19 protein-coding genes are annotated in these 21,792 nt (G+C 49.1%); 9 read left to right on the forward strand and 10 right to left on the reverse strand.

Going from position 1 to position 21,792, the window contains the following annotated elements; all coding sequences use genetic code 11:
- The first annotated feature begins 56 nt into the window (after positions 1-56).
- Together ACYVK4_RS14010 and ACYVK4_RS14015 are read left to right on the forward strand one after the other, a co-directional pair.
- Complete coding sequence (locus tag ACYVK4_RS14010; RefSeq protein WP_461128141.1) at positions 57-2,396, forward strand: glycoside hydrolase family 3 protein; 2,340 nt, start codon at positions 57-59, stop codon at positions 2,394-2,396.
- A gap of 132 nt (positions 2,397-2,528) precedes the next feature.
- The gene (locus ACYVK4_RS14015; RefSeq protein WP_461128142.1) at positions 2,529-3,545 is read left to right on the forward strand and encodes a zinc-binding alcohol dehydrogenase family protein; all 1,017 of its coding nucleotides are present in this window, start codon (positions 2,529-2,531) and stop codon (positions 3,543-3,545) included.
- On the opposite strand, the gene ACYVK4_RS14020 is transcribed toward ACYVK4_RS14015, so the two are convergent.
- The 3 genes from ACYVK4_RS14020 to ACYVK4_RS14030 all read right to left on the reverse strand — a co-directional run bounded on the left by ACYVK4_RS14020 (position 3,535) and on the right by ACYVK4_RS14030 (position 5,023).
- Positions 3,535-4,197, reverse strand: a complete 663-nt coding sequence (locus ACYVK4_RS14020; RefSeq protein ID WP_461128143.1) for a carbonic anhydrase — start codon at positions 4,195-4,197, stop codon at positions 3,535-3,537. The two genes, ACYVK4_RS14015 and ACYVK4_RS14020, sit on opposite strands and share 11 nt — an antisense overlap.
- A gap of 147 nt (positions 4,198-4,344) precedes the next feature.
- Entirely contained in the window at positions 4,345-4,764 is a 420-nt protein-coding gene (locus ACYVK4_RS14025; RefSeq protein ID WP_461128144.1) for a hypothetical protein, read from the reverse strand.
- Positions 4,733-5,023, reverse strand: coding sequence for a YbbN family protein (locus ACYVK4_RS14030; protein ID WP_461128145.1), 291 nt, complete (start codon positions 5,021-5,023; stop codon positions 4,733-4,735). Before ACYVK4_RS14030 ends, ACYVK4_RS14025 begins: the two co-directional genes overlap by 32 nt.
- Positions 5,024-5,263: 240 nt before the next feature.
- On the opposite strand from ACYVK4_RS14030, the gene ACYVK4_RS14035 reads away from it, so the two are divergent.
- Entirely contained in the window at positions 5,264-6,481 is a 1,218-nt protein-coding gene (locus ACYVK4_RS14035) for a PAS domain-containing sensor histidine kinase (RefSeq protein WP_461128146.1), read from the forward strand.
- Positions 6,459-7,511 carry a response regulator gene (locus ACYVK4_RS14040; protein WP_461128147.1) on the forward strand — a complete coding sequence of 351 codons (1,053 nt, stop codon included), beginning with the start codon at positions 6,459-6,461 and terminating at the stop codon, positions 7,509-7,511. The genes ACYVK4_RS14035 and ACYVK4_RS14040 overlap by 23 nt, the downstream gene beginning before the upstream one ends.
- Before the next feature lie 51 nt (positions 7,512-7,562).
- Here the strand turns inward: ACYVK4_RS14040 and ACYVK4_RS14045 are convergent, their stop codons facing one another.
- From ACYVK4_RS14045 to ispG, 4 genes are all read right to left on the reverse strand, one after another.
- A complete protein-coding gene (locus ACYVK4_RS14045; RefSeq protein WP_461128148.1) occupies positions 7,563-8,117 on the reverse strand; it encodes a tetratricopeptide repeat protein in 555 nt (184 codons plus the stop codon).
- Positions 8,118-8,184: 67 nt separating this feature from the next.
- Complete coding sequence (locus tag ACYVK4_RS14050) at positions 8,185-8,535, reverse strand: MmcQ/YjbR family DNA-binding protein (RefSeq protein ID WP_461128149.1); 351 nt, start codon at positions 8,533-8,535, stop codon at positions 8,185-8,187.
- Entirely contained in the window at positions 8,532-8,720 is a 189-nt protein-coding gene (locus ACYVK4_RS14055; protein ID WP_461128150.1) for a DUF6728 family protein, read from the reverse strand. Before ACYVK4_RS14055 ends, ACYVK4_RS14050 begins: the two co-directional genes overlap by 4 nt.
- A gap of 131 nt (positions 8,721-8,851) precedes the next feature.
- Positions 8,852-10,882, reverse strand: a complete 2,031-nt coding sequence (gene ispG, locus ACYVK4_RS14060; RefSeq protein WP_461128151.1) for a (E)-4-hydroxy-3-methylbut-2-enyl-diphosphate synthase — start codon at positions 10,880-10,882, stop codon at positions 8,852-8,854.
- Positions 10,883-11,149: 267 nt separating this feature from the next.
- Between ispG and ACYVK4_RS14065 the strand changes: the two genes are divergently transcribed.
- The gene (locus ACYVK4_RS14065) at positions 11,150-11,521 is read left to right on the forward strand and encodes a hypothetical protein (protein WP_461128152.1); all 372 of its coding nucleotides are present in this window, start codon (positions 11,150-11,152) and stop codon (positions 11,519-11,521) included.
- A 51-nt stretch (positions 11,522-11,572) separates the two neighbouring features.
- Here ACYVK4_RS14065 and ACYVK4_RS14070 read toward each other — a convergent pair whose 3' ends face one another.
- Complete coding sequence (locus ACYVK4_RS14070) at positions 11,573-12,445, reverse strand: lysophospholipid acyltransferase family protein (protein WP_461128153.1); 873 nt, start codon at positions 12,443-12,445, stop codon at positions 11,573-11,575.
- A 122-nt stretch (positions 12,446-12,567) separates the two neighbouring features.
- Here ACYVK4_RS14070 and ACYVK4_RS14075 point away from each other — a divergent pair, with 122 nt between their 5' ends.
- Positions 12,568-13,221: a WbqC family protein gene (locus tag ACYVK4_RS14075; protein WP_461128154.1), complete on the forward strand. Its 654-nt coding sequence runs from the start codon at positions 12,568-12,570 to the stop codon at positions 13,219-13,221.
- Between the two features lie 62 nt (positions 13,222-13,283).
- Entirely contained in the window at positions 13,284-15,815 is a 2,532-nt protein-coding gene (locus tag ACYVK4_RS14080; RefSeq protein WP_461128155.1) for an ATP-dependent Clp protease ATP-binding subunit, read from the forward strand.
- A gap of 92 nt (positions 15,816-15,907) precedes the next feature.
- On the opposite strand, the gene ACYVK4_RS14085 is transcribed toward ACYVK4_RS14080, so the two are convergent.
- Both ACYVK4_RS14085 and ACYVK4_RS14090 read right to left on the reverse strand, forming a co-directional pair.
- On the reverse strand, positions 15,908-17,662 hold the full coding sequence (locus ACYVK4_RS14085) for a GMC oxidoreductase (RefSeq protein WP_461128156.1): 1,755 nt from the start codon (positions 17,660-17,662) through the stop codon (positions 15,908-15,910).
- An 87-nt stretch (positions 17,663-17,749) separates the two neighbouring features.
- Entirely contained in the window at positions 17,750-18,511 is a 762-nt protein-coding gene (locus tag ACYVK4_RS14090; protein ID WP_461128157.1) for a phosphatidylinositol-specific phospholipase C/glycerophosphodiester phosphodiesterase family protein, read from the reverse strand.
- 199 nt (positions 18,512-18,710) lie between these two features.
- Between ACYVK4_RS14090 and fabG the strand changes: the two genes are divergently transcribed.
- Together fabG and ACYVK4_RS14100 are read left to right on the forward strand one after the other, a co-directional pair.
- Entirely contained in the window at positions 18,711-19,457 is a 747-nt protein-coding gene (fabG, locus tag ACYVK4_RS14095; protein ID WP_461128158.1) for a 3-oxoacyl-[acyl-carrier-protein] reductase, read from the forward strand.
- A 75-nt stretch (positions 19,458-19,532) separates the two neighbouring features.
- The gene (locus tag ACYVK4_RS14100; RefSeq protein WP_461128159.1) at positions 19,533-21,665 is read left to right on the forward strand and encodes a VWA domain-containing protein; all 2,133 of its coding nucleotides are present in this window, start codon (positions 19,533-19,535) and stop codon (positions 21,663-21,665) included.
- Positions 21,666-21,792: the final 127 nt, after the last annotated feature.

A 21,792-nucleotide genomic window follows, 5' to 3' on the forward strand; every position in this document is an offset into this window, starting at 1 on the left:
AAGGGATGGCTAATTAGTCAGGTTGAACGGCCAAAGTTGAATAATTAATAAAGACTATGATAAAGAGGACAATTTACATTGGTTTGCTGAGCACGATCTCAGTCTCCATGACGTTCGGCCAGAACTGGTCGGAGGCAACAGTAGGTAACTGGATAAAGGTCATTAACAAAGGCGGTCAATCGCTGGGATATTCAACTGGTTCAGGGGTGAAGCTGGTAACCGATAAAGGCTTTGCCTTTAAAGACCTGAATAAGAACGGGAAACTGGACAAATACGAAGACTGGCGGTTACCGGCCGATGTGCGGGCCAAAGATCTGGCGTCTAAAATGACGGTCGAGCAGATTGCCGGACTTATGCTGTACAGTAAACACCAGCCCATTCCGGCAGCGGCCGGTGGCCCATTTGCCGGTACCTATAACGGTAAGATATTTGCCCAGAGTGGCGCAAAGGTCTCGGATCTGTCGGATCAGCAACGGGAGTTTTTAACCAAAGATAACCTCCGCCACGTCCTGATCACGTCCGTTCAAAGTCCAGAAGCCGCTGCCCAATGGAATAATAATGCCCAGGCCTTGGCTGAGGGTCTCGGCCTGGGTATCCCCATAAACAGCAGTTCTGATCCAAGGCATGGCACCCGTGCGGATGCCGAATTTAATGCCGGGGCAGGAGGAGCAATTTCTATGTGGCCCGGTTCGTTAGGATTGGCCGCTACTTTCAATCCCGAGCTGGTGCAAAAATTCGGGCAGATTGCCGCTACCGAATACCGTGGATTGGGCATTGCCACGGCCCTCTCTCCGCAGGTAGACCTGGCTACAGACCCACGCTGGAACCGGTCCAGCGGCACCTTTGGCGAGGACCCTAAACTGGCTACCGACATGGCCCGCGCTTACATTGATGGCTTTCAAACATCAACGGGGGCTAACGAAATTACGGGCGGCTGGGGGTATGCCAGCGTTAACGCCATGGTGAAACACTGGCCGGGTGGTGGTTCTGGAGAAGGTGGCCGTGACGCCCACTATGCCTATGGCAAATATGCCGTTTACCCGGGTAAGAATTTTCAGTCGCACTTTTTACCCTTTCTCAATGGCGCTTTCAAGCTAAAAGGGAAAACAGGAATGGCATCTGCAGTGATGCCGTATTACACCATTTCCTTTAATCAGGACAAGAAGTATGGCGAAAACGTGGGTAATAGCTACAGCAAATACATCATACACGACCTGCTCCGGACGAAATACAAGTATGACGGCGTCGTTTGTACCGACTGGCTTATCACGGGCGATGAAACGGCTGTTGATGTGTTCCTGACCGGCAAATCATGGGGGGTAGAGAAAATGACCCTGGCCGAACGGCACTACAAAATTCTGATGAATGGCGTCGATCAGTTTGGTGGGAATAACGAGGCTAAACCCGTCACTGATGCCTACCAGATGGGTGTTAAAGAACACGGTGCGGCCTTTATGCGCGCCCGGTTCGAGCAATCAGCCGTGCGGTTACTGAAGAATATTTTCAGAGTGGGCCTTTTCGAAAACCCTTATTTAGACCCGCAGGTTGCTTTAAAGTCGGTTGGTACTGCCGAGTTTATGAAAGCGGGTTACCAGGCCCAGCTTGAATCGGTGGTGATGCTTAAGAACAAAGCCAGAGCCTTACCACTTTCAAAAGGAAAGACGGTATACATTCCCAAACGCTTTACACCGGCGGGTCGTAATTTTCTGGGTATGGAAATTCCTGAAAAGCTGGAATATCCCGTAAACCTGTCTGTGGTTAAAAAATACTTTAACGTGACTGAAAATCCTGACGAGGCTGACTATGCACTTGTCTTTATTCAGAGCCCTAATTCGGGTGGTGGTTATGATTCGGGCGATGCCAAAAAAGGTGGTACGGGCTACGTGCCGGTGAGTTTGCAGTTTGGTGATTATACGGCGCAGGGCACCCGTGACCCGAGCATTGCCGGTGGCGACCCGCTGGAGAAATTCACGAACCGGACCTATAACGGTAAAACAGCCAAAACGATCAACAGTTCCGACTTGAAAATGGTGACCGAGACCTATGCCAACATGAAAGGCAAGCCGGTCATCGTGTCGCTGCAAGTGTCGAACCCAACCGTAGCGGGTGAGTTTGAAAAGCAATCGAACGCTATTCTGGCCCACTTTGGGGTACAGGATCAGGCGTTGCTCGACATCCTTACCGGTGCGCATGAGCCATCGGCTTTGTTGCCTATGCAGTTCCCTGCCGACATGAAAACCGTCGAAGCGCAAGCCGAAGACGTTCCCCGCGATATGACGCCTTATGTCGATGCGGATGGAAACAGCTACGACTTCGGCTTTGGCTTGAACTGGAAAGGCGTGATTAACGACGCCCGGACGGCCACCTATAAGAAATCTGTCCTGAGCATTCGATAAAGAAAAGAGAAACGTGTACATTGGCTTGCCGACGGAAAAAATGTCCCGATCAATACCCGCTAAAGTGGGTTAGGTGGCAAATTTCAGTCGGTAAGCCAATCTGTATATTTGGCAAACCAATACAACTCGACTATGGAATCATTGGTGTGTACCACCCCCGGAACGCTAACCTATCAACCAGCCGAAAAGCCAGTACTAACTCCTGGTCAGGCAATTATTAAAATCCGCCGAATCGGTATCTGCGGTACCGATCTCCATGCTTTTGAAGGAACACAGCCCTTTTTTAACTACCCTCGTATTCTCGGTCATGAGCTGGCCGGTGATCTGGTAGAAGCCGACGGAGCTCCCGATTTTCAGCCCGGCGAAGCGGTTACCTTTATTCCGTACTTCAATTGCGGCCATTGCATAGCCTGCCGCTCCGGTAAGCCCAACTGTTGTGTCCAACTGAAAACGGTTGGGGTCCATATTGATGGCGGCATGGTTGAATACCTGTCGGTGCCGTCGTATTCCCTTGTGCATGGCGATGGCTTAAGTCACGATGAACTGGCCCTGGTTGAGCCGCTGGCCATTGGCGCCCACGGCGTTCGACGGGCCGATATTCAACCGGGCGAGATGGTGCTGGTAGTGGGAGCAGGCCCGATTGGCTTAGGCACGATGGAGTTTGCCCGGATTGCGGGTGGAACGGTCATTGCGCTGGATATAAACGAAGGACGACTCGCCTTTTGCCGCGAGCGACTGGGTGTTTCGCATACCATCAATGCACAGTCACCCGATGTTGTGGAGCAGCTTGCGGCCATTACCCATGGCGATATGCCAACCGTAGTGATTGACGCAACCGGGAGCCTGCGGGCCATTAACACCGCGTTTTCCTATCTGGCGCACAGCGGTCGGTACGTGTTGGTGGGTTTACAGAAGGGTGATATCAGCGTCAGCCATCCCGAACTTCACAAACGGGAAGGCACCCTGATGAGCAGCCGGAATGCCACCCGCCCCGATTTTGAACACGTTATCGCGAGTATGAAGTCGGGTCAGGTCGACCCAACTACATACATCACGCACCGGGTTCGGTTCGATCAAATAGGAACGGAATTTGAAAGTTGGCTGGACCCCGCCAATGGGGTTATCAAGGCAATGGCCTCTATGGGGTGAGTTCTGGATACGAGATTTCCGGGTGAAGGCTATAAATGCTGTATAGGCTGGAGAACTCCTTTACCATATCCAGCTCCAGATCGATTAGTTTGCCGGTTCGTACATCGAATACCCAACCATGAATCTTGAGTTCACCGTTGGTGGCATGCCAGGCTTTTTGCACGTGGTCGATTTTAATGATGTTGATGCACTGCTCCCGCACATTAAGTTCGACAAGCCGGTCGAACTTTTGCTGAGCGTCCGCAATCGCGTCCAGCTCGGCCTGGTGTAAGCGATACACATCCCGCAGCGTTTGGAGCCAGCTGTTGAGTTGGCCCATATCGCTCGGGTTCATAGCTGCTTTGACACCACCGCATTCATAATGGCCACAAACGATAATGTGTTTGACTTTGAGGTATTCGACTGCATACTGCACCACGGCGTTGAGGTTGTTGTCGGTACTCACAACAAGGTTGGCAATATTGCGGTGAATGAACACCTCGCCCGGCTGAACCCCCATCAAATCTTCAGCAGTTACCCGGCTATCACTGCAGCCAATGTATAAGCATTCCGGATGTTGGCCTTTGGCCAGATTCTTAAAATAGTTTGCATCAACGGCCAGCTTTTCTGAAATCCAATCACTGTTTTTGTCGAATACCTGCGTTATATCCATCGGGTTATTTAAAAAGTAAGAGTAGATAAAAAGGTGTGGTTAAATGTCGTAATAAGTTGCTGCTAAACAAAAAGTCTCGATTGACCGGTAGGTACGTACCCACCGGTCAATCGAGATCATAAAGAAAAAAGAGGAAAAGTTGGTAGGCTATAACAGATTCAAGCTCATCATTCCGGATAGGAATTGTAAACAACCGTCTTTAACGCGGGAAAAATCATTGATTACTTTCGTGGTATGCCGCTCTATGGTCGTCGATATGCCGAATCGTGCGTTGGTGCAGGTTAAATTTCTAACAGGATTCAGGCATTCCGTACTCTCGCAGATCATTGTCTGCCGCAACTGCTTTATGTCAGATTGTAGATGGTTCAGCGCCTGGTCATAATCGACAGCATCGTACTGAAGACTGCGGTAGTTATGTTGCTCCATCACATCGTGTAATAGCGAACGAAGCTGGCTTATTTCTTCCTCCTGCCGACGAATGATTTGTTGCCAATATTGGTGGTCCTGATGACAGCCTTCGATAGTTGCGGACAAATTAGCTGGGTTTAGTACTGTCGTCTGGTTCATATGTAGGGATTGGTAATGTTTTAAGGAATGCTTTCGGTATCTGATTATATAGATGACTGAAAATTTCCGGCTTATCAAGGGCACCCGTGTAGTGCCATATCTCCTGACCCTGTTGCAAAAGAGCGAGTGCTGGCAGCGAGGCAAAGTTAAAACTACTGACCACCTCAGGATGGGTTGCTTCACTCACCTGTATTGTTCGCACAGTTGAATGTAAAACAGCCTGAATCTTATTCAATAACTGCTCTAATGCGTCGCTCATAGTGGGAGTAGTCGGGGTGAGAACGAGCAGTACAGTTGATTGAGAAGACGCTGTCAGCGACGGCGAATGAGTTACCATGACAATAAACCGGGTTAATAGCTGTAAAGATGGCAGGCATCTTCCTGTTCGGCATTGAGTCAAGTCAACCAAAAAACTGATTAATATCAGTTTTTTGGGGGGCATTTGTCAAGTACTGCACAGATTTTCATTGTTACATTGCAGCCTTAAATAGTGAATTGTATGACTGGTTACTCATTTGAAGCGGTTTTTACCCACGCTACAATTGCAATAATTGTTTCGGATGAGAATGGTATTATTCGGTCAGCTAACCAATTTGCCCAGCGGCTATTTGGGTATGAGGAGTCAGAAATGACTGGTTTGTGTATCGATGCTCTTGTTCCAAAAAATGTTGAGCATCAACATAAACAGCTAAGGGCTTCTTTTACGTCGAATCCGCAAGTCAGGGCCATGGGCCATGGGCGGGATCTATACGCGAAACGGAAAGACAATTCCGTTTTTCCGGCCGAAATCAGCCTGAGCTACTTTCGCCAGTCTGATACATTATACATTGCTGCTTATATACTCGATATCAGTTTTAAGAAGGAAGCGGAGCAGGCACTTCTTGAGCAAAAGAGTCGGATCGAGCAACTCAACAGTGAGCTTGAGCAAAAAGTCGTTAACCGGACAAGAGCCCTCATGGCCACCCTGCACCAGCTCGAACAGTCCAAAGATGAACTGGCAAAAGCACTCGCCACCGAGCGGGAGCTGGGGGAGTTGAAATCCCGATTTGTGTCAATGGCTTCGCACGAATTCAGGACGCCCTTAAGTGCCGTGCTGACCTCCGCATCGCTAATTGAAAAATACCCTGAGCTCGATCAGCAGGAAAAACGGCAACGGCACATTCTTCGGATCAAGTCGTCAGTAAACCATCTCAATAACATCCTCGAAGAGTTTTTGTCCGTTGGTCGGCTCGAAGAGGGGCGTATTGAGGCCCGATCCGTATGGGTCAGTGTTCCCTCGCTCGTCAATGAAGCGTTGGCCGATTTGCAGGGCATGTTAAAGGAAGGGCAATATTTTCAAACGGAATTCGAGTGTACACACCCTATTCTCTCAGACCCCTCGCTTCTGCGAAAAATACTGGTGAATATCTTGACCAACGCGATCAAGTATTCATCAGAAGGTCAAGGTATCCGGTTAAGACTGGATTGTAAGGATTCCGTGTTGACGATCATCATCATCGATCATGGCATTGGCATATCCGCTGACGATCAGAAACACTTGTTCGAGCGGTTTTTTCGGGCCAAGAATGCGACCAACTTCGAGGGTACCGGCCTCGGCTTACACATTGTTGCCAAGTATATTGAAATTCTAAAAGGGACCATTAACCTGTACAGCGAACTGGGCGAAGGTACCACCGTAACAATCCAACTCCCTTATGAAAACCATTCTAATAATTGAGGATAACACCAATATTCGGGAAAATACGGCCGAAATACTGGAACTGGCTGGCTACCGGGTCATCACTGCCGAAAACGGAAAGGCGGGTGTCGAACGGGCACTGATTGATAAACCCGATCTAATAATCTGCGATATCATGATGCCGGTTCTTGATGGGTATGGTGTCTTGCATATCGTTAATAAAAACCCGGTTCTATCGGGTATTCCCTTTATTTTTTTAACGGCTAAATCCGAACGGATGGACTTCCGCCGGGGGATGGAGTTGGGGGCCGATGACTACCTGACTAAACCGTTTGATGAAAGTGAATTATTGAGTGCCATTGAAGGACGGCTTAACCGGTTTACCAACCTGCGGATCGAATCCGTTGACAACCACGCTCAAAATCCAACCACAATGGATAATGGGCAGCCAGACGCTGGTCTATATGCATTACCCGTTGACCGAAAGGTACATCGGGTTCATAAGAAGCAATTTGTATACAGCGAAGGTGATGATCCCACGAGGCTTTATTACCTTAAACGTGGTCGGGTGAAAACCATCAGGACTAACCATGATGGCAAAGAGCTGGTAACGGGTCTGTACGGTGCCGATGAGTTTTTTGGCTATCTGGCTTTACTGGAAGGAACAAACTATACGGACTCTGCCGTCACCCTGGACGATTGCGAACTGGTCTATATTCCTAAAGATGATTTTTTGCAGTATCTGGCCTCCCGTCCCGCGGCCGGGCGGCAGTTTGTCAGTTTACTGGCCGGACACGTTAGTGAAAAAGAGGTTCAGTTGCTGAGCATGGCGTATGGCTCCCTGCGTCGGAGGGTGGGCGATACATTACTGCGGTTGAGTCTATCACCCACTGGTGAACCAACCATGCGTATTAAACTATCGCGGGATGATCTGGCCGCTGTGATTGGAACAGCAACGGAGTCACTCATTCGAATACTGACCGAGTTTAAGCAGGACAACCTGATTGAAATTGGAAGCGACGGTATTCGGATACTGGACCCGAACAAATTAAAACACGCCAACTGGTAGCGAAACGTATACAGCCTGAAAAGGTCTGGTTGGCACTACCTATCAAAAACGTTATTTCTGTTGATAGACCGGACGAGTAAAGGGGGGCTGAAGTAGTATATGAAAGGAGTTCTCATCACCTAACGAAACCGCCCGGCGGAGATCATTTTCCGCCTGGGGAAGTTGACGAACCTGAATGCGAGCTAAGGCCCTCCAGCGATAAGCGTCTGGCTTTTCATCCCGAAAATGCCAGACAGCTTTGTCAAATTCCCGAAATGCCTGCTGGTAGTCGGCAGTATGATAATAGGCAATACCCCGATCCAGGTAGCATTCAGCCAGAGTATTATCCCGGTTGATAGCCTGCGTCAAATCATAAATGGCCGAATAGTAATTCTCCTGAACGAGCTGGCATTTGCCCCGGTAAGCATAGGCAATGGCTGATTTCGGATACTGGCGGACTATGTCATCAAAATAATGATGAGCATCCACGAATTTCCGGGTTTCTACCAGTTCAATGCCTTTCTGAAATCGTTTTCGGTCTTTATCAGACGGGCTATCATGGTCCATCAGGAAGAAACGGATGGTCAGATACATTCCGAAAAGCAGACTTAAAAGTACAACTTCCATAACCGATTCTAATTTTTGCTACCCTTGCGAAATTAACTGTTTGGGGCTGTTCCGGCAAGTGATTGATTTAGATAAGTTCTGCCTGAACAGCCTTTGGCAAACTCTTTTTAATGAGGTCATACGAGTGGTCTATCCACTCCTGAATGTCGGTTGTGCGCACCCGGCTGTCGATCGTAATCGTGTTCCAGTGCGTCTTGTTCATGTGATAGCCCGGCATTACTGCGCTATTCTCTTCCCGCAGTTGAACTGCCCGCTCGGGGTCGCATTTTAGGTTTATTGTCGTTGGCCGACTTTCGAGGGCCAACAACGCAAAAACTTTTCCGCCTACCTTAAAAACCAGCGTTTCGTTCCCGAAGGGGAAGGATTCGGACGCACCGGGTTTTCCCAGACAATACTCACGCAGTGTTTCTGTATTCATCGAACACAATGGCGAACGGTGTACACAATTATAGCCATCAAAAACATCAGTATCGAAATGCGATTGATACCGTGCATCATCCGAAGATTGACGCTTGTTGGATGGTTTGGATCGGGTTTACGGAATACGCGCAAAAAATAAGCGAAAACAGGCCCGATCTTTAAATAATCAATGAATCTATTCACAAGCTAGAGTGGCTAAACCACCGTTTAACGGGTGCTGAATGACAAAAAGACAAGAATAAGTCGAACGCAATTGTTCTATTTAAGAACAAATTAATTCGCCAAAACATTACCTGTTTTACTGATAAAACTTGCTAAAGCGCATTCTCAAGTGTGGGCTCCAGCCACCGGTCGTCCTCCCGGATTAACTCGATCAGTTCATCGACGGCCCGGTCGGCAGGAACAGACTTTTTGATGACCTGCTGGCCGCGGTAGAGGGCAATCTTATCGCGCCCAATGCCTACATACCCATAGTCTGCATCGGCCATTTCGCCCGGCCCATTAACGATACAACCCATAATGCCAATTTTAACCCCTTTCAGGTGATCGGTACGCTGGCGTATTCGGGCGGTTGTCTCCTGCAGATCGAACAAGGTACGGCCGCAGGAGGGGCAGGAAATGTATTCCGTTTTGGTGATGCGGGTGCGGGCCGCCTGTAAGATGCCGAAGGATAAACTGTTGAGTCGCTTTAACTCGTCGGCTGAGGAATTTGCGGATGAAAGCATGATGCCATCACCCAGTCCGTCGATCAGTAACCCACCCACATCCGTTGCGGCATACAGCGGCAAGTCTTCGACCGATAAGCCGGGGTAAGATCGTACTACAACGACCGGTGTTGTAATATCCCTGTTTATGAGTTCGACAAACAGTCGGCGCAGTTCCGGCATGGCGTGAGCATTGTCCGTCGAAACGATCAGGACAACGGTCCGGTCAGTTTTCAGTGCACTTAGCAGGTCTTCGGAAAGTTCGGACAGTGATGCCCGAACGAAATTCAACCGGGGCTGTAGCTGGGTTGCCTTCGCAAGAGCCTGGAAATAGTCAGTCGTTGTCAGTACAGGAAATATATTTGCCTGGTCAGCACTGGTTTGCCAGACGGCAAAATCCTGAAGTTGTTTCAGACCATTGGGCAACATGAACTGGGCAGGTGTTGAACCTGTATAGATATAGTCCGCTCCCAGGTCGTTCATGCGCCACTTATCGGGCTCAGGCAGATAAAAATGCCCGATAGGATGCAAATCTTTATGTTCTGTAACGGCAAGCTGACTAAAATCTGCGATAACGCGTGGCACATTTTGTCCCCCGAAATTGGCTACTTCATGGGTTTGTCGGCGGCTGTACTGAAATGGATTGATCGGATACGTGGTGATGGCAAGAATCGGTTGGCTGGTGGCCGCCCGGTTTGTATACCGGTCGACCAGCGCTTTGGCTACGGGCGCTTCGCGTTCGGGTTCTTCGGTTAGCGACACACGAACGGTATCACCGATACCATCTTCCAGCAGGGTGCCAATGCCCAACGCCGATTTGATTCGCCCATCTTCGGCCTCACCCGCTTCAGTTACGCCGAGGTGTAGCGGATACGGTTTCAAACCTTCCTGGTCCAGTCGTTGTACCAGCAGTCGATAAGCCTGCACCATCACTTGCGGATTGCTGGACTTCATCGAAAGGGTAATGTTATAATAATTTTCGGCTTCGCAAATACGAAGAAATTCCAGCGCCGATTCAACCATCCCAACGGGTGTGTCGCCATAGCGGCTCAGAATCCGGTCGGAGAGGGAACCGTGGTTAGTGCCGATACGCATGGCTGTGCCGTACTCTTTACAGATCCGAATCAGCGGTAAAAACTTATCCCGAATCCGCTCCAGCTCAGCCGCGTAAGCCGCATCCGTATAGTCGATGAATTCGAATCGTTTCCGGTCGGCATAGTTGCCGGGGTTGATCCGCACTTTTTCAACAATACGAGCCGCCAGTTCGGCAGCGTTGGGCGTAAAGTGTATATCAGCCACCAGGGGCGTTGTGTACCCCCGGGCTCTGAGTTCCTTACGGATATTTTCCAGATTCTGCGCTTCCTTCACGCTGGGGGCGGTAATTCGCACGTACTCACAACCGGCTTCAATCATCCGGATCGTTTGTTCGACAGAGCCTTTCGTATCCATCGTATCGACCGTTGTCATAGACTGAATTCGAATAGGATAATCGGAACCCATCGGCACATCGCCAATCGTAACCGTGCTGGTTTTCCGGCGAATGTACTGGGTTAACGAAGAGGTGTACAGAACAGGTGAATCAGATTGTGCCGGCGAAGCGGTTATGGCTGATGATGAAGGTGAAAGCAGTGAATCGAGCATACGGGTAGCGGCAAGGCCGTTTGGTCGGGTAAAGGTACTGAAAAAGCACTTTCCCGCACATTGCCCGCCTGACTACAAAACGATAGGCTGATCGTAAATGTTCGCTTCCAGTTTTTTATTCAAGTGTGAGTCAATCGGTTGTATATGAACAGGTTAAGTTGCTTTGTATAAACAAACCATCGGGAGAATCGGTTAAAAAGACAGAACTACAGGCCTGATCAATCAGGTTACTACCACTATACAACCCATTTCAAAAAAGAAGACGTTATGAAAAAGAGCCTATTAAGTGTTTTAGTCGTTACACTGTTCTTAAGCGTTGGTGCCTATGCTCAGGACACAACGGCTATGAGCAGGAAAGAAATACGTCAGCAGGAACGCGCTGAACGGAAAGCACGCGTAAAAGAAGAATTGAAGAACGCAGGACAAAGTGTTGGCGAGGCCGCAAAAGAAGTAGGCAAGGGGGCAAAGGAAAAGGCAAAAGTGGCGGATGAAGCTGTAAGCAAAGGCGCGAAGAAAGTAGGAGAAACCGTCAATAAAGGACTTGATAAGGCTGAAAATGCCATTGTTACGGAAGGCGATAAATTAAAAGCCAAACGCGACTCTGCACGAACTGAAAAAGCCCGAAGAGACACGTTATAGGCTGATACGAATGACGAATGCCCGATACAAGTCTGTATCGGGCATTCATCGTTATTCAAGCTTGGCGCTTACACTCGCGTATTTGCCTCGCCAGTGCTTCCAGCGTTTGTGCGACCACAACCAGTCGGAAGGATTTCGGCGGATGGAGGCTTCCAGGGTGTCCCGGTAACTCTCGACAATGCCGCCCAGCGGTACATTATCATAGGGTGGTTCCGCAATAAGTCGGCAGGTCACTTCGTAATAACTGCGCCGTACCCGTACCATGTCGAAAAAAATGACCGACTTTTTCTGGGTTCGGGCCAGTCGTTCAGCGCCGGGATAGAACGGTGAGTCACGATGTAAAAAGTCTGTCCAGTAAGCTTGTTCAGGTACATCAGGAACCTGATCGGCAATCAGGCCGATAACGCGGGGAATATGACGGCGAAGGACCATCTGACGGGGCAGCAGATTCATAGGAACCAGCACCTGTCCGATGTGCGAGCGGATGTGGAGCATCAGCTTCTCGAAAAACGGACTGGTAAGGGGTTTATAAATGCTGTCGACGGGGATATCATTTTGAATTAAAACGGCAGGAATCCATTCCCAATTGGCTTGGTGAGAGCTCATGCCGATGACAGTCTCACCCGCTAAGATCTTGTCTTTGAGGAGTTCAATGTTTGTGAACTGAACATGCCTGGCAAAAAACTCGGGAGGTAAACTGGCTTGTTTGACGGTTTCAACAATCGTATCGGCCAGATTTTTATAGAAGCCTCTGGCAATTTTCCGAATGGCCTCCGGTGACTTTTCGGGAAAGGAACGAGTCAAATTATCGAGGACAACTTGACGACGATACCGGATAACGTGCAACAGCAAAAAAGATAAAACATCGGAAATGCCATATAATACAGGAAATGGCAAACGTGATAGGAATCGAAAAAATATCATTTGACGAGTATAGGACGAACGTAAGCATAAAGAGACGTTTGCCGGGAAATTAAAAAAATACTAAATTCAGTTGTTAGTATCGCTTTTTTGCGTTAATTGTGAACGGATACAAATTAGTTTAATTGAAACGAAACCAATACGAGTTCAAGGGAAACGAGTTGCTGATAGAACTGCACTATTTACCGGGCATTGACTACTTATCGGGGTTAATGCAGTTTGAGAAAGTGCAAATCGAGGCTCATGAACATTACCAGAAGCAAAGTTACAGAAATCGCTGCTACGTTCTGACGGCTAACAAAGTGGATGTCCTGACAGTGCCTGTTAAGCAGGGGACCCACCACCAGCCAATTCGCGAGTTACGGGTAGTCAATGACCAGCCCTGGCAACTGAATCACTGGCGATGTTTGCAGGCGGCTTACGGAAAGGCACCATTTTTTGAATTTTACGCTCCCTATTTTGAACCGGTTTATCAAAAAAAATGGACTTTTTTGTTTGATTTGAATCTGGAGCTTCTGACAATTTGTCTGAAATTGATTCGGTTGAATCGGGGGTTAAACCTGACAGAATGGTATGAGAAGGTTCCTCCGGTCGGCCTATTTGACGCCCGGTCGATGTTAAATCCGCGAAATGAGCCGGAAACTTATATATTCCATCATCCTGTAGCGTACCAACAGAATTTTGGCCAAGATTTTGTACCAAACTTAAGTATAATAGACCTGTTGTTTTGCCAGGGACCGACCGCTTCGGACGTGTTACTGGCCGGCCTTCAGGAGTGAACAAATCCTTAAAACTCTTCGTTAGGCCTATAGTACGGTTACCTAAGGAGACCCTAAAACGAATGGAAGCAAAATTCTCAAACCGCGTCAAGGAAGTTATCACGCTGAGTCGGGAAGAAGCCTTGCGCTTAGGCCACGATTACATCGGCACAGAGCACCTGTTGCTGGGTATGATTCGTGAGGGTGAGGGTGTAGCGGTCGGGTTGCTCAAGAAACTTGGCATCTCGCTCGACGAACTCCGGGTTACTATCGAACAGGCAACGAAAGGAACAGCCACCAACAACGTAAAAAATCTGGCCAATATCCCCCTGACCCGTCAGTCGGAGAAAACGCTGAAGATTACGTATCTGGAAGCTAAGATTTTCAAGAGCCCGTTAATCGGTACGGAGCACCTTTTACTGTCGATTCTGCGCGATGAAGACAATGTCGCCACGCAGATTCTGAACAAGTTTAATGTTAACTACGAAGTCATTAAAGAGATGCTGGAATATCAATCAACCGGAACCCGCCCCACCATGGCAAGCGATACCGACGATGACGATAATGACCGGGGCATGTTTGGTGGCAGCAGCAGTTCCAGCTCAGGGAAAGACCCTAAGGGCACCGAGAAATCGCGCACGCCTGTTCTGGATAATTTTGGCCGTGATCTGACCAAACTGGCTGAAGTTGGCAAACTCGACCCCATTGTTGGTCGTGAAAAAGAAATTGAACGCGTTGCTCAGATCCTGAGCCGCCGGAAGAAAAATAACCCGATCCTGATTGGTGAGCCTGGCGTAGGTAAAACGGCCATTGCTGAAGGTCTTGCCCTGCGTATTGTGCAGAAAAAAGTATCGCGGGTGCTCTTCGGTAAGCGCGTTGTTACCCTCGATCTGGCATCGCTGGTTGCTGGTACTAAATACCGGGGCCAGTTTGAAGAACGGATGAAAGCCGTCATGAATGAACTGGAAAAATCGCCTGAGGTGATCCTGTTCATTGACGAGCTGCATACCATTGTGGGTGCAGGCGGAGCATCCGGCTCGCTCGATGCATCGAATATGTTCAAACCGGCATTAGCGCGGGGCGACATTCAATGCATTGGTGCCACAACCCTTGATGAATACCGTCAGTATATCGAGAAAGATGGCGCTCTGGCCCGTCGTTTCCAGATGGTGATGGTCGATGCAACATCGATCGACGAAACCATCGAAATTCTGAACAACATCAAGGATAAATACGAAGAACACCACCACGTCAACTACACCAAAGAGGCCATCGAGGCCGCGGTGAAATTGTCGGAACGGTATATATCTGATCGTTTTCTTCCTGATAAAGCGATCGACGTCATGGACGAAGTGGGTGCCCGCGTACACATTTCGAACATTACGGTTCCTGAAGATATTCTGAAGCTCGAAGAGCAGATTGAAAATATCAAGAAGGAAAAAAATCAGGTTGTCAAAAGCCAGAAATACGAAGAAGCGGCCCAATTGCGAGACAAGGAAAAGCGTCTGATCGATCAACTCGATCGCGCCAAACAGCTGTGGGAAGAAGATACCAAGAAACGTCGCTATACAGTCAACGAAGAAAACGTTGCCGAAGTCGTAGCCATGATGACTGGTATTCCCGTAACCAGCGTGTCGAATGACGAAGGTAAGAAGCTCATCAACATGGGCGACGAACTGAAAGGCCGCGTAATCGGTCAGCAGTCGGCCATTGACAAACTGGTGAAAGCCATTCAGCGGACACGGGTTGGGTTGAAAGATCCCAAGAAACCAATTGGTTCGTTTATCTTCCTGGGACCAACCGGTGTCGGTAAGACGGAGCTGGCCAAAGTACTGGCCACGTATCTCTTCGATAAAGACGATGCACTGGTACGTATCGATATGTCGGAATACATGGAGAAATTCAGTGTAAGCCGTCTTGTTGGTGCACCTCCGGGCTACGTTGGTTACGAAGAAGGTGGTCAGTTGACAGAAAAAATCCGTCGGAAGCCTTACAGCGTTGTGTTGCTTGATGAGATCGAGAAAGCCCATCCGGATGTATTCAACATCCTGTTGCAGGTGCTCGACGATGGTATCCTGACCGACGGTCTGGGTCGCCGGGTCGATTTCCGGAACACGATCATCATCATGACCTCCAACATAGGGGTGCGTGACCTGAAAGACTTTGGTGCCGGTATTGGTTTCGCTACCAAGAAAAGTGCCGAAACCCAGGATGAATTGATGAAGAGCACCATTCAAAGCGCGCTTCGGAAAGCATTCTCCCCTGAGTTCCTGAACCGTCTTGACGATGTAATTGTGTTCAACTCGCTGCAACGCGAAGACATTCACAAGATCATCGACTTGATGTTAGGTAAACTCCTGGGCCGGGTTACCAACCTGGGTTATACCGTAGAGCTGACCGAGAAGGCGAAAGACTTCCTGGCCGAAAAAGGGTACGATCCACAATACGGTGCTCGTCCGTTGAGCCGTGCCATCCAGCGCTATCTTGAAGATCCCGTTGCTGAAGAAATTCTGAAGGGCGAACTGAAAGAAGGTGATGTGATTCTGGCCGACTACAGTGGCGAAGGCGAGAATCTGACTATAACGGTCAAGAAGCCCGAAGTGGCTGTTGAATAGCCATTAACTAGTCAAAATATAAAGCGGCCTGACTCGGAAAAGTCAGGCCGCTTTTTTATGAACTTAGTTATAGCACGGGTAACATTACCTATCTAAATGCTCTTTGCCTTCACCAGATCAATGTAATACTGCGAGGTACGCATGGCGCTGGCAAGAATCGTCCAGGTTACGTTTTTGTCGCCCTGAGAAACGAATGGAGCGGCATCGACCACGAACAGGTTCTTAACATCGTGTGCCTGCTGGTACTTATTTAGAGCTGACTTTTGTGGGTCATTGCCCATTCGAACGGTACCTACTTCGTGAATAATACGTCCGGGAGCCGCCAGTCCGTAGCCGTGGGCGGTATTCGGTCCGGGTTTCGGGCCTAAAGCAATGCCACCCATGGCATGGATAATTTCTTCGAACGTATCCTGCATGTGTTTGGCCTGCTTCACTTCGTAATCCGACCATTTATAATGGAATCGAAGAGTCGGAATACCATATTTATCAACGGCATTAGGGTCTATTTCGCAGTAGTTGCTCTCGAGTGGGACGGGCTCACCTCGTCCCGACATACCAATGTAGGCTCCGTAGAATCGGCGATAATCGTCTTTCAGGCTGGCTCCGTAACCACCGCCTGTTTTCATCTTCCCATCACGACCCGGAACGAGGTTGTTCATGGATTCCATACCACTGCCGAAGCCATACCCTGGCATGCCCATGCCGCCACCGTACTCAATATGGTAGCCCCGTGGGAAGTCCAGTTTCTTGTTGTCCAGCCACCAGGGTGTAAACACGTGCATGCCGCCAACGCCATCTTCGTTATACCGCTTACGATCCATCAGGGCCGGTATAAATCCGGAACGACTGGCACCGGTGGAGTCGTTTAAATATTTGCCGACCACACCACTGCTATTGGCCAGACCATTCGGGAAGCGTGACGATTTGGAGTTTAGTAAAATGCGTGCCGACTCACATGTGCTCGCTCCCAGCATAACCGCCTTGGCCCGAACCGTTATTTCTTCCATGGTTCGGTTATTCACGTAGCTAACGCCCGTGGCAAGACCGGTTTGCGGATCGGTGAGGACTTCGCGCACCATAGCGCCATTGATCAGGGTAACATTACCCGTCTTGACGGCCGGTATACAGAGTACCGACGACGCCGAGAAGTCAGCATACGCTTGGCAACCCCGGTTACACTGATGGCAATAAAAACAGGAACCACGGTCTTTATTGATGGGCTTGGTCAGGATACTCAACCTTGATGGAATGACCGGAATACCAATACTTCTGGCACCCTTACGAATCATTAACTCATGCAAACGGGGCTTTGGAGGAGGTAGGAAAATGCCGTCGGGTTCGTTTGGGAAATTCTCTACAGAACCAAAAACACCAATAAGCCGATCTACTTTATCATAGTACGGTTTAAGGTCATCGTAGCCAATAGGCCAGTCATCTCCAACGCCTGAAAGAGAGCGACGGCGGAAATCATCGGGGCCAAAGCGCATCGAGATACGCCCCCAGTGATTGGTGCGTCCGCCCAGCATACGGGAACGGAACCAGCCGAATTCAGTACCGGATTTAGCGGAATAAGGCTCTCCATCAATCTCCCAGCCTCCCCAGGCTGCATCGAAATCTCCGCCTGAACGGGCTTCGGTACTGGCACCCCGGCGCGGTGATTCGTAGGGCCATTTTAACTGCGTAATGTATTTCGGATCGGCGGGGTCATAATAGCCACCTGCTTCGAGCAAGACAACCTTGGCGCCTGCTTTGGCAAGCATGTAAGCGGCCATACCGCCACCCGCCCCTGAGCCAACAATCGCAACGTCGTACGTAAGGGGGGCTTTTTTAATTTGAGGAATATCCATCCGGTAGAATCGTGTTAGGTAAGGCAGAATACGTTAATTTACCTAATAAGCCGAATGGTGCGCTTGTTTACTGTAAACGCCCGCAACTCACCGCATTGCTTTCACTGCTTCGGCCACTTTATCGGTGTTGATAATATCGACTCCCAGTTTTTTTAGTTGCTTCCAGGCGTTTGGTGAATCGGGAATGGCCCAGAAACGAAAGGGTTTATTATCGCTGTGTGCCCGTTTAATCACGCGTTTAAGTTTATCCCGGTCGGCATCGGGAATATCGCCAAGACCATTCCACCGGGAGTAGGATTGAAAACTATCACTGATCATTGCTACCCGCTGCAGCGTCTCCTGGTCATACACTTCGCTGGGCCGACCATCGAACTGAAGCATTGGATAATCGAGGTAGGTGACAATTTTTGGACGATCCCCGCTGATGACAACCTGAATCGCTTTCGTGTTTGACGATCGGTTGAAACAAGTAATGTTCTCCTTTAGCTTTTCCATCAGTTTGGGCAACACTTCGGCAGGGTTTTCTTTAATATCGATGACCAAGGAAAAAGTATAATCCCGGTCAGAACTGGGTTTGTCCTTGTACTGGTTAAATAAGTGTACGATAGGTTGGAGGTATAATGAGTCGAGCGTTGGTGGAATTACCTGTGGTGTGTCTTCCGGTTTCTCATGCGAAACGACCAGCTTCCCGTTACGCAACCACACATCGGCTTCAATAAAGTCAGCTCGTTGCTCATAAGCCTCTACAAAGGGACGGACTTTGGCATAGTCGTTGTGTGAATGGATTTTCTGAGCTCGTGTCATCGAAACCGACGACAGGAGTAAGGCCAGGATAAGACGATAGTTCATAGTGGATTATCTGTAGTTTCGACAAAGTAACACAGCTTATCGGCGAAACCAAAACCTATTCGTATCTTGTCGTTTTCAGCCAATCCACTATTTTTGGCTAAATTTATTTGGTGATGATACCCAATAAATTCAGTTGAGTGGCTTTTACCATTTGTAAAATGATCTACTCTTCATCTTCTATTAATCATTACCCCCTACAATGGATTTACTGAAAGGAAAAGTTGCTCTGATTACCGGTGCGTCGCGTGGAATTGGTCGGGCTATGGCTCAAAAATTTGCCGAAGAAGGTGCCCATGTTGCATTTACGTATCTGTCGAATGTAGAAAAAGGTCAGGCGCTGGAGGAGGAGCTGCGGGCGTTTGGTGGTCAGGTAAAAGGTTATCGCTCCGATGCATCAGACAACAAAGCGGCCGAAGAACTTATTGCTCAGGTACTGGCTGATTTTGGTAAACTGGACGTACTTATCAATAATGCTGGTATTACCAAAGATGGTCTGCTAATGCGCATGACCGAAGAGCAATGGGATACGGTAATTAACGTTAATCTAAAGTCGGTCTTCAACCTGACCAAAGCGGCCATCAAAACCATGATGAAAGCCAAATCAGGCTCAATTATCAACCTGACATCCGTAGTGGGTATTCGGGGTAACGCTGGGCAGGCTAATTATGCAGCTTCTAAAGCAGGTATCATCGGTTTCACCAAGTCGGTGGCTCTTGAACTGGGTTCCCGCAATATCCGTTCGAATGCCATTGCACCAGGTTTTATTGAGACCGAGATGACCGGTGAAATAAATGAAAAGGCGCTGGAAGATTGGAAACAGCAGATTCCGATGAAACGTGGAGGCCAACCTGAGGAAGTAGCCGATTGTGCTGTCTTCCTGGCCTCCGACCTCTCCCGCTACATCACCGGTCAGGTGCTGCAAGTGGATGGAGGAATGCTTACTTAGTCGTAGAAGCGAGGAGTTAGCCTGTCTTTGGTACCCTCCTGACTCCTCGCTTCTCGCTCCTCATCCCTTATCAGAATGAACTTCATTTTTCAATCGTCCCCCTGGTGGATTCTGGTGTGCCTGCTCGTTGGGGCCGTCTATGCGTTTGCTATGTATCAGCCATTGCCACGCTTTGCCGGTAGTGGTACCGCGAGTAGTGGGTTTGATAAGCGAACGACTTATGGGTTGGCCGCTCTTCGGTTTGTGGTCGTCAGTTTCCTGGCCTTCCTGCTGCTGAATCCGCTCATTCGTAGTTTGCGGACGCTTACAGAAAAACCAAAAGTCGTCCTGGCTATCGACAACTCGGAATCGGTGGCAGCAGCGGGTCGCCCTCAATTGACGAGTGCGCTGGCTAGTCTGCAAACGCTCAAACAACAGTTGACTGATAAGGGGCTGGATGTGTCCATTCATACGTTCGGGGGAGCCAGTACGGACGATCCCGATGGAACAACCGACCTCACTCAAATTCCATTTACCCGGCGTACCACCGATCTTTCGGGGTTGTTATCCGGCATTCGGTCGGACTATGAGGGGCGCAACCTGACGGATGTTGTGCTGGTGTCGGATGGTATTTTTAACCAGGGCCTTTCGCCAACCTTTGGTCAATATCCGTTTGCCGTACAGTCGATTGGGCTAGGTGATACCATTGCCAAGAAAGACATTCAGTTGAGAGGTATTATCGCCAACCGGATCGCCTATCTGGGTAACCAGTTTCCGGTGAAAGCCGAAATCGTGAGTAATGGATTTCAGGGCCGTTCTGCAACGGTCGTCCTTCGACAGAACGGAAAAGAACTTGGTCGACAATCGGTCAGTTTAGGGAAAAATGATACGTTCGATCAGGTAACTTTTCAGACAACCGCCACGCAAAAAGGGGTTCAGCACTATGTGGTTGAGGTGTTGCCACAGGCAGGTGAATTCAGTACGCGAAACAATCGGCAGGACGTGTATCTGGATGTCATCGACGGGAAAGAGAAAGTACTGTTGCTGGCTTTATCCCCTCATCCGGACATAAAAGCGTTGCGGAATATCCTGGAGAGAAATCAGAATTACGAAGTTGATGTCCGGGTTTTGACCGGTACCCCCGCCGAAGCAACGCCACCGGCCGATAAAACCTACGACCTGATCATCCTGCATCAGATTCCTGACAATGGTGGAGTCGGTACACCGCTGCTTCAGAAATACCTGGCTAAAAACACACCCGTGTTATTTGTTCTGGGCAATCAGTCATCAATGGGCCCATTCAATACGTCGAATCCGGTCGTTCAGATCAATGCACAGCCAAACCAGAGTGATAAAGTAACGGGTGTTTTCAACGCTGAATTTAAGCAACTAAATCTTGATCCCGGCAGGCTTGACATTCTGTCCAAACTGCCGCCAATGTTGGTACCCTACGGTGAGTTTCGACTACAGGCGGGTTCTGAAGTTGTTCTCTGGCAGCAGGTGGGTAGCGTTCGTACAACCAAGCCGTTGCTGGCCCTGAACGTAACGAGCCCTCGTAAAACGGCCGTGTTGGCTGGTGAGGGCCTATGGGCCTGGCGTTTGGAGGAATACGCCCTGACCGACAAGCAGGAGGTAGTCGATGAACTGATTCAGAAAGTAATTCAATTAATTTCGGTGAAGGAGGATCGCCGTAAACTGCGGGTCTATCCAATCCGTAATGAATTTGTGGCAGGGGAGAAGGTAATTTTTGAAACGGAGCTGTACAACGATATTTACGAACGCCTGTTCGACAAGCCCGTCCGTTTGGAAATCAGTGATGAAAAAGGATTGACACGCACCTTCAATTATACGCCTACCGACGCTAATAGCCGCTTTGAGATCAGCCGATTGCCCGAAGGTGCTTATCGGTTCCGGGCCAGTGTAACTGTAAATAACAAGGCTGAACAGGCATCCGGACAGTTTGTGGTGCGCGACCTTCAACTGGAGGCCTTGAATACAACCGCCGATCATGGGTTGCTTCGGCAACTCTCACAGCAAACGGGTGGTCAATTCTATAAAGCCAATCAAACCGACGAACTTGTCCGCACCCTGACCAATCGTCCGCACCCCGCCCGCCTGACGAGTACTGAAGAAATGAACGAACTCATTAACTGGCGCTGGTTATTCTTTCTGGTCCTTACGCTGGTTGCGATTGAATGGGGACTTCGTAAGTTTTATGGTGGGTATTAACTAACGATACTTTAGCAGTCAGGTCAACCGGTCCTGAAGCAAAAAAGCCGTGTTACCCTTTCGAGCGGTGACATGGCTTTTTTTGCTTCAGGACCCCGCGAAAAAAATGTTGTATCTGACATAAAAA

It is taken from the genome of Spirosoma aerophilum, from assembly GCF_054782495.1.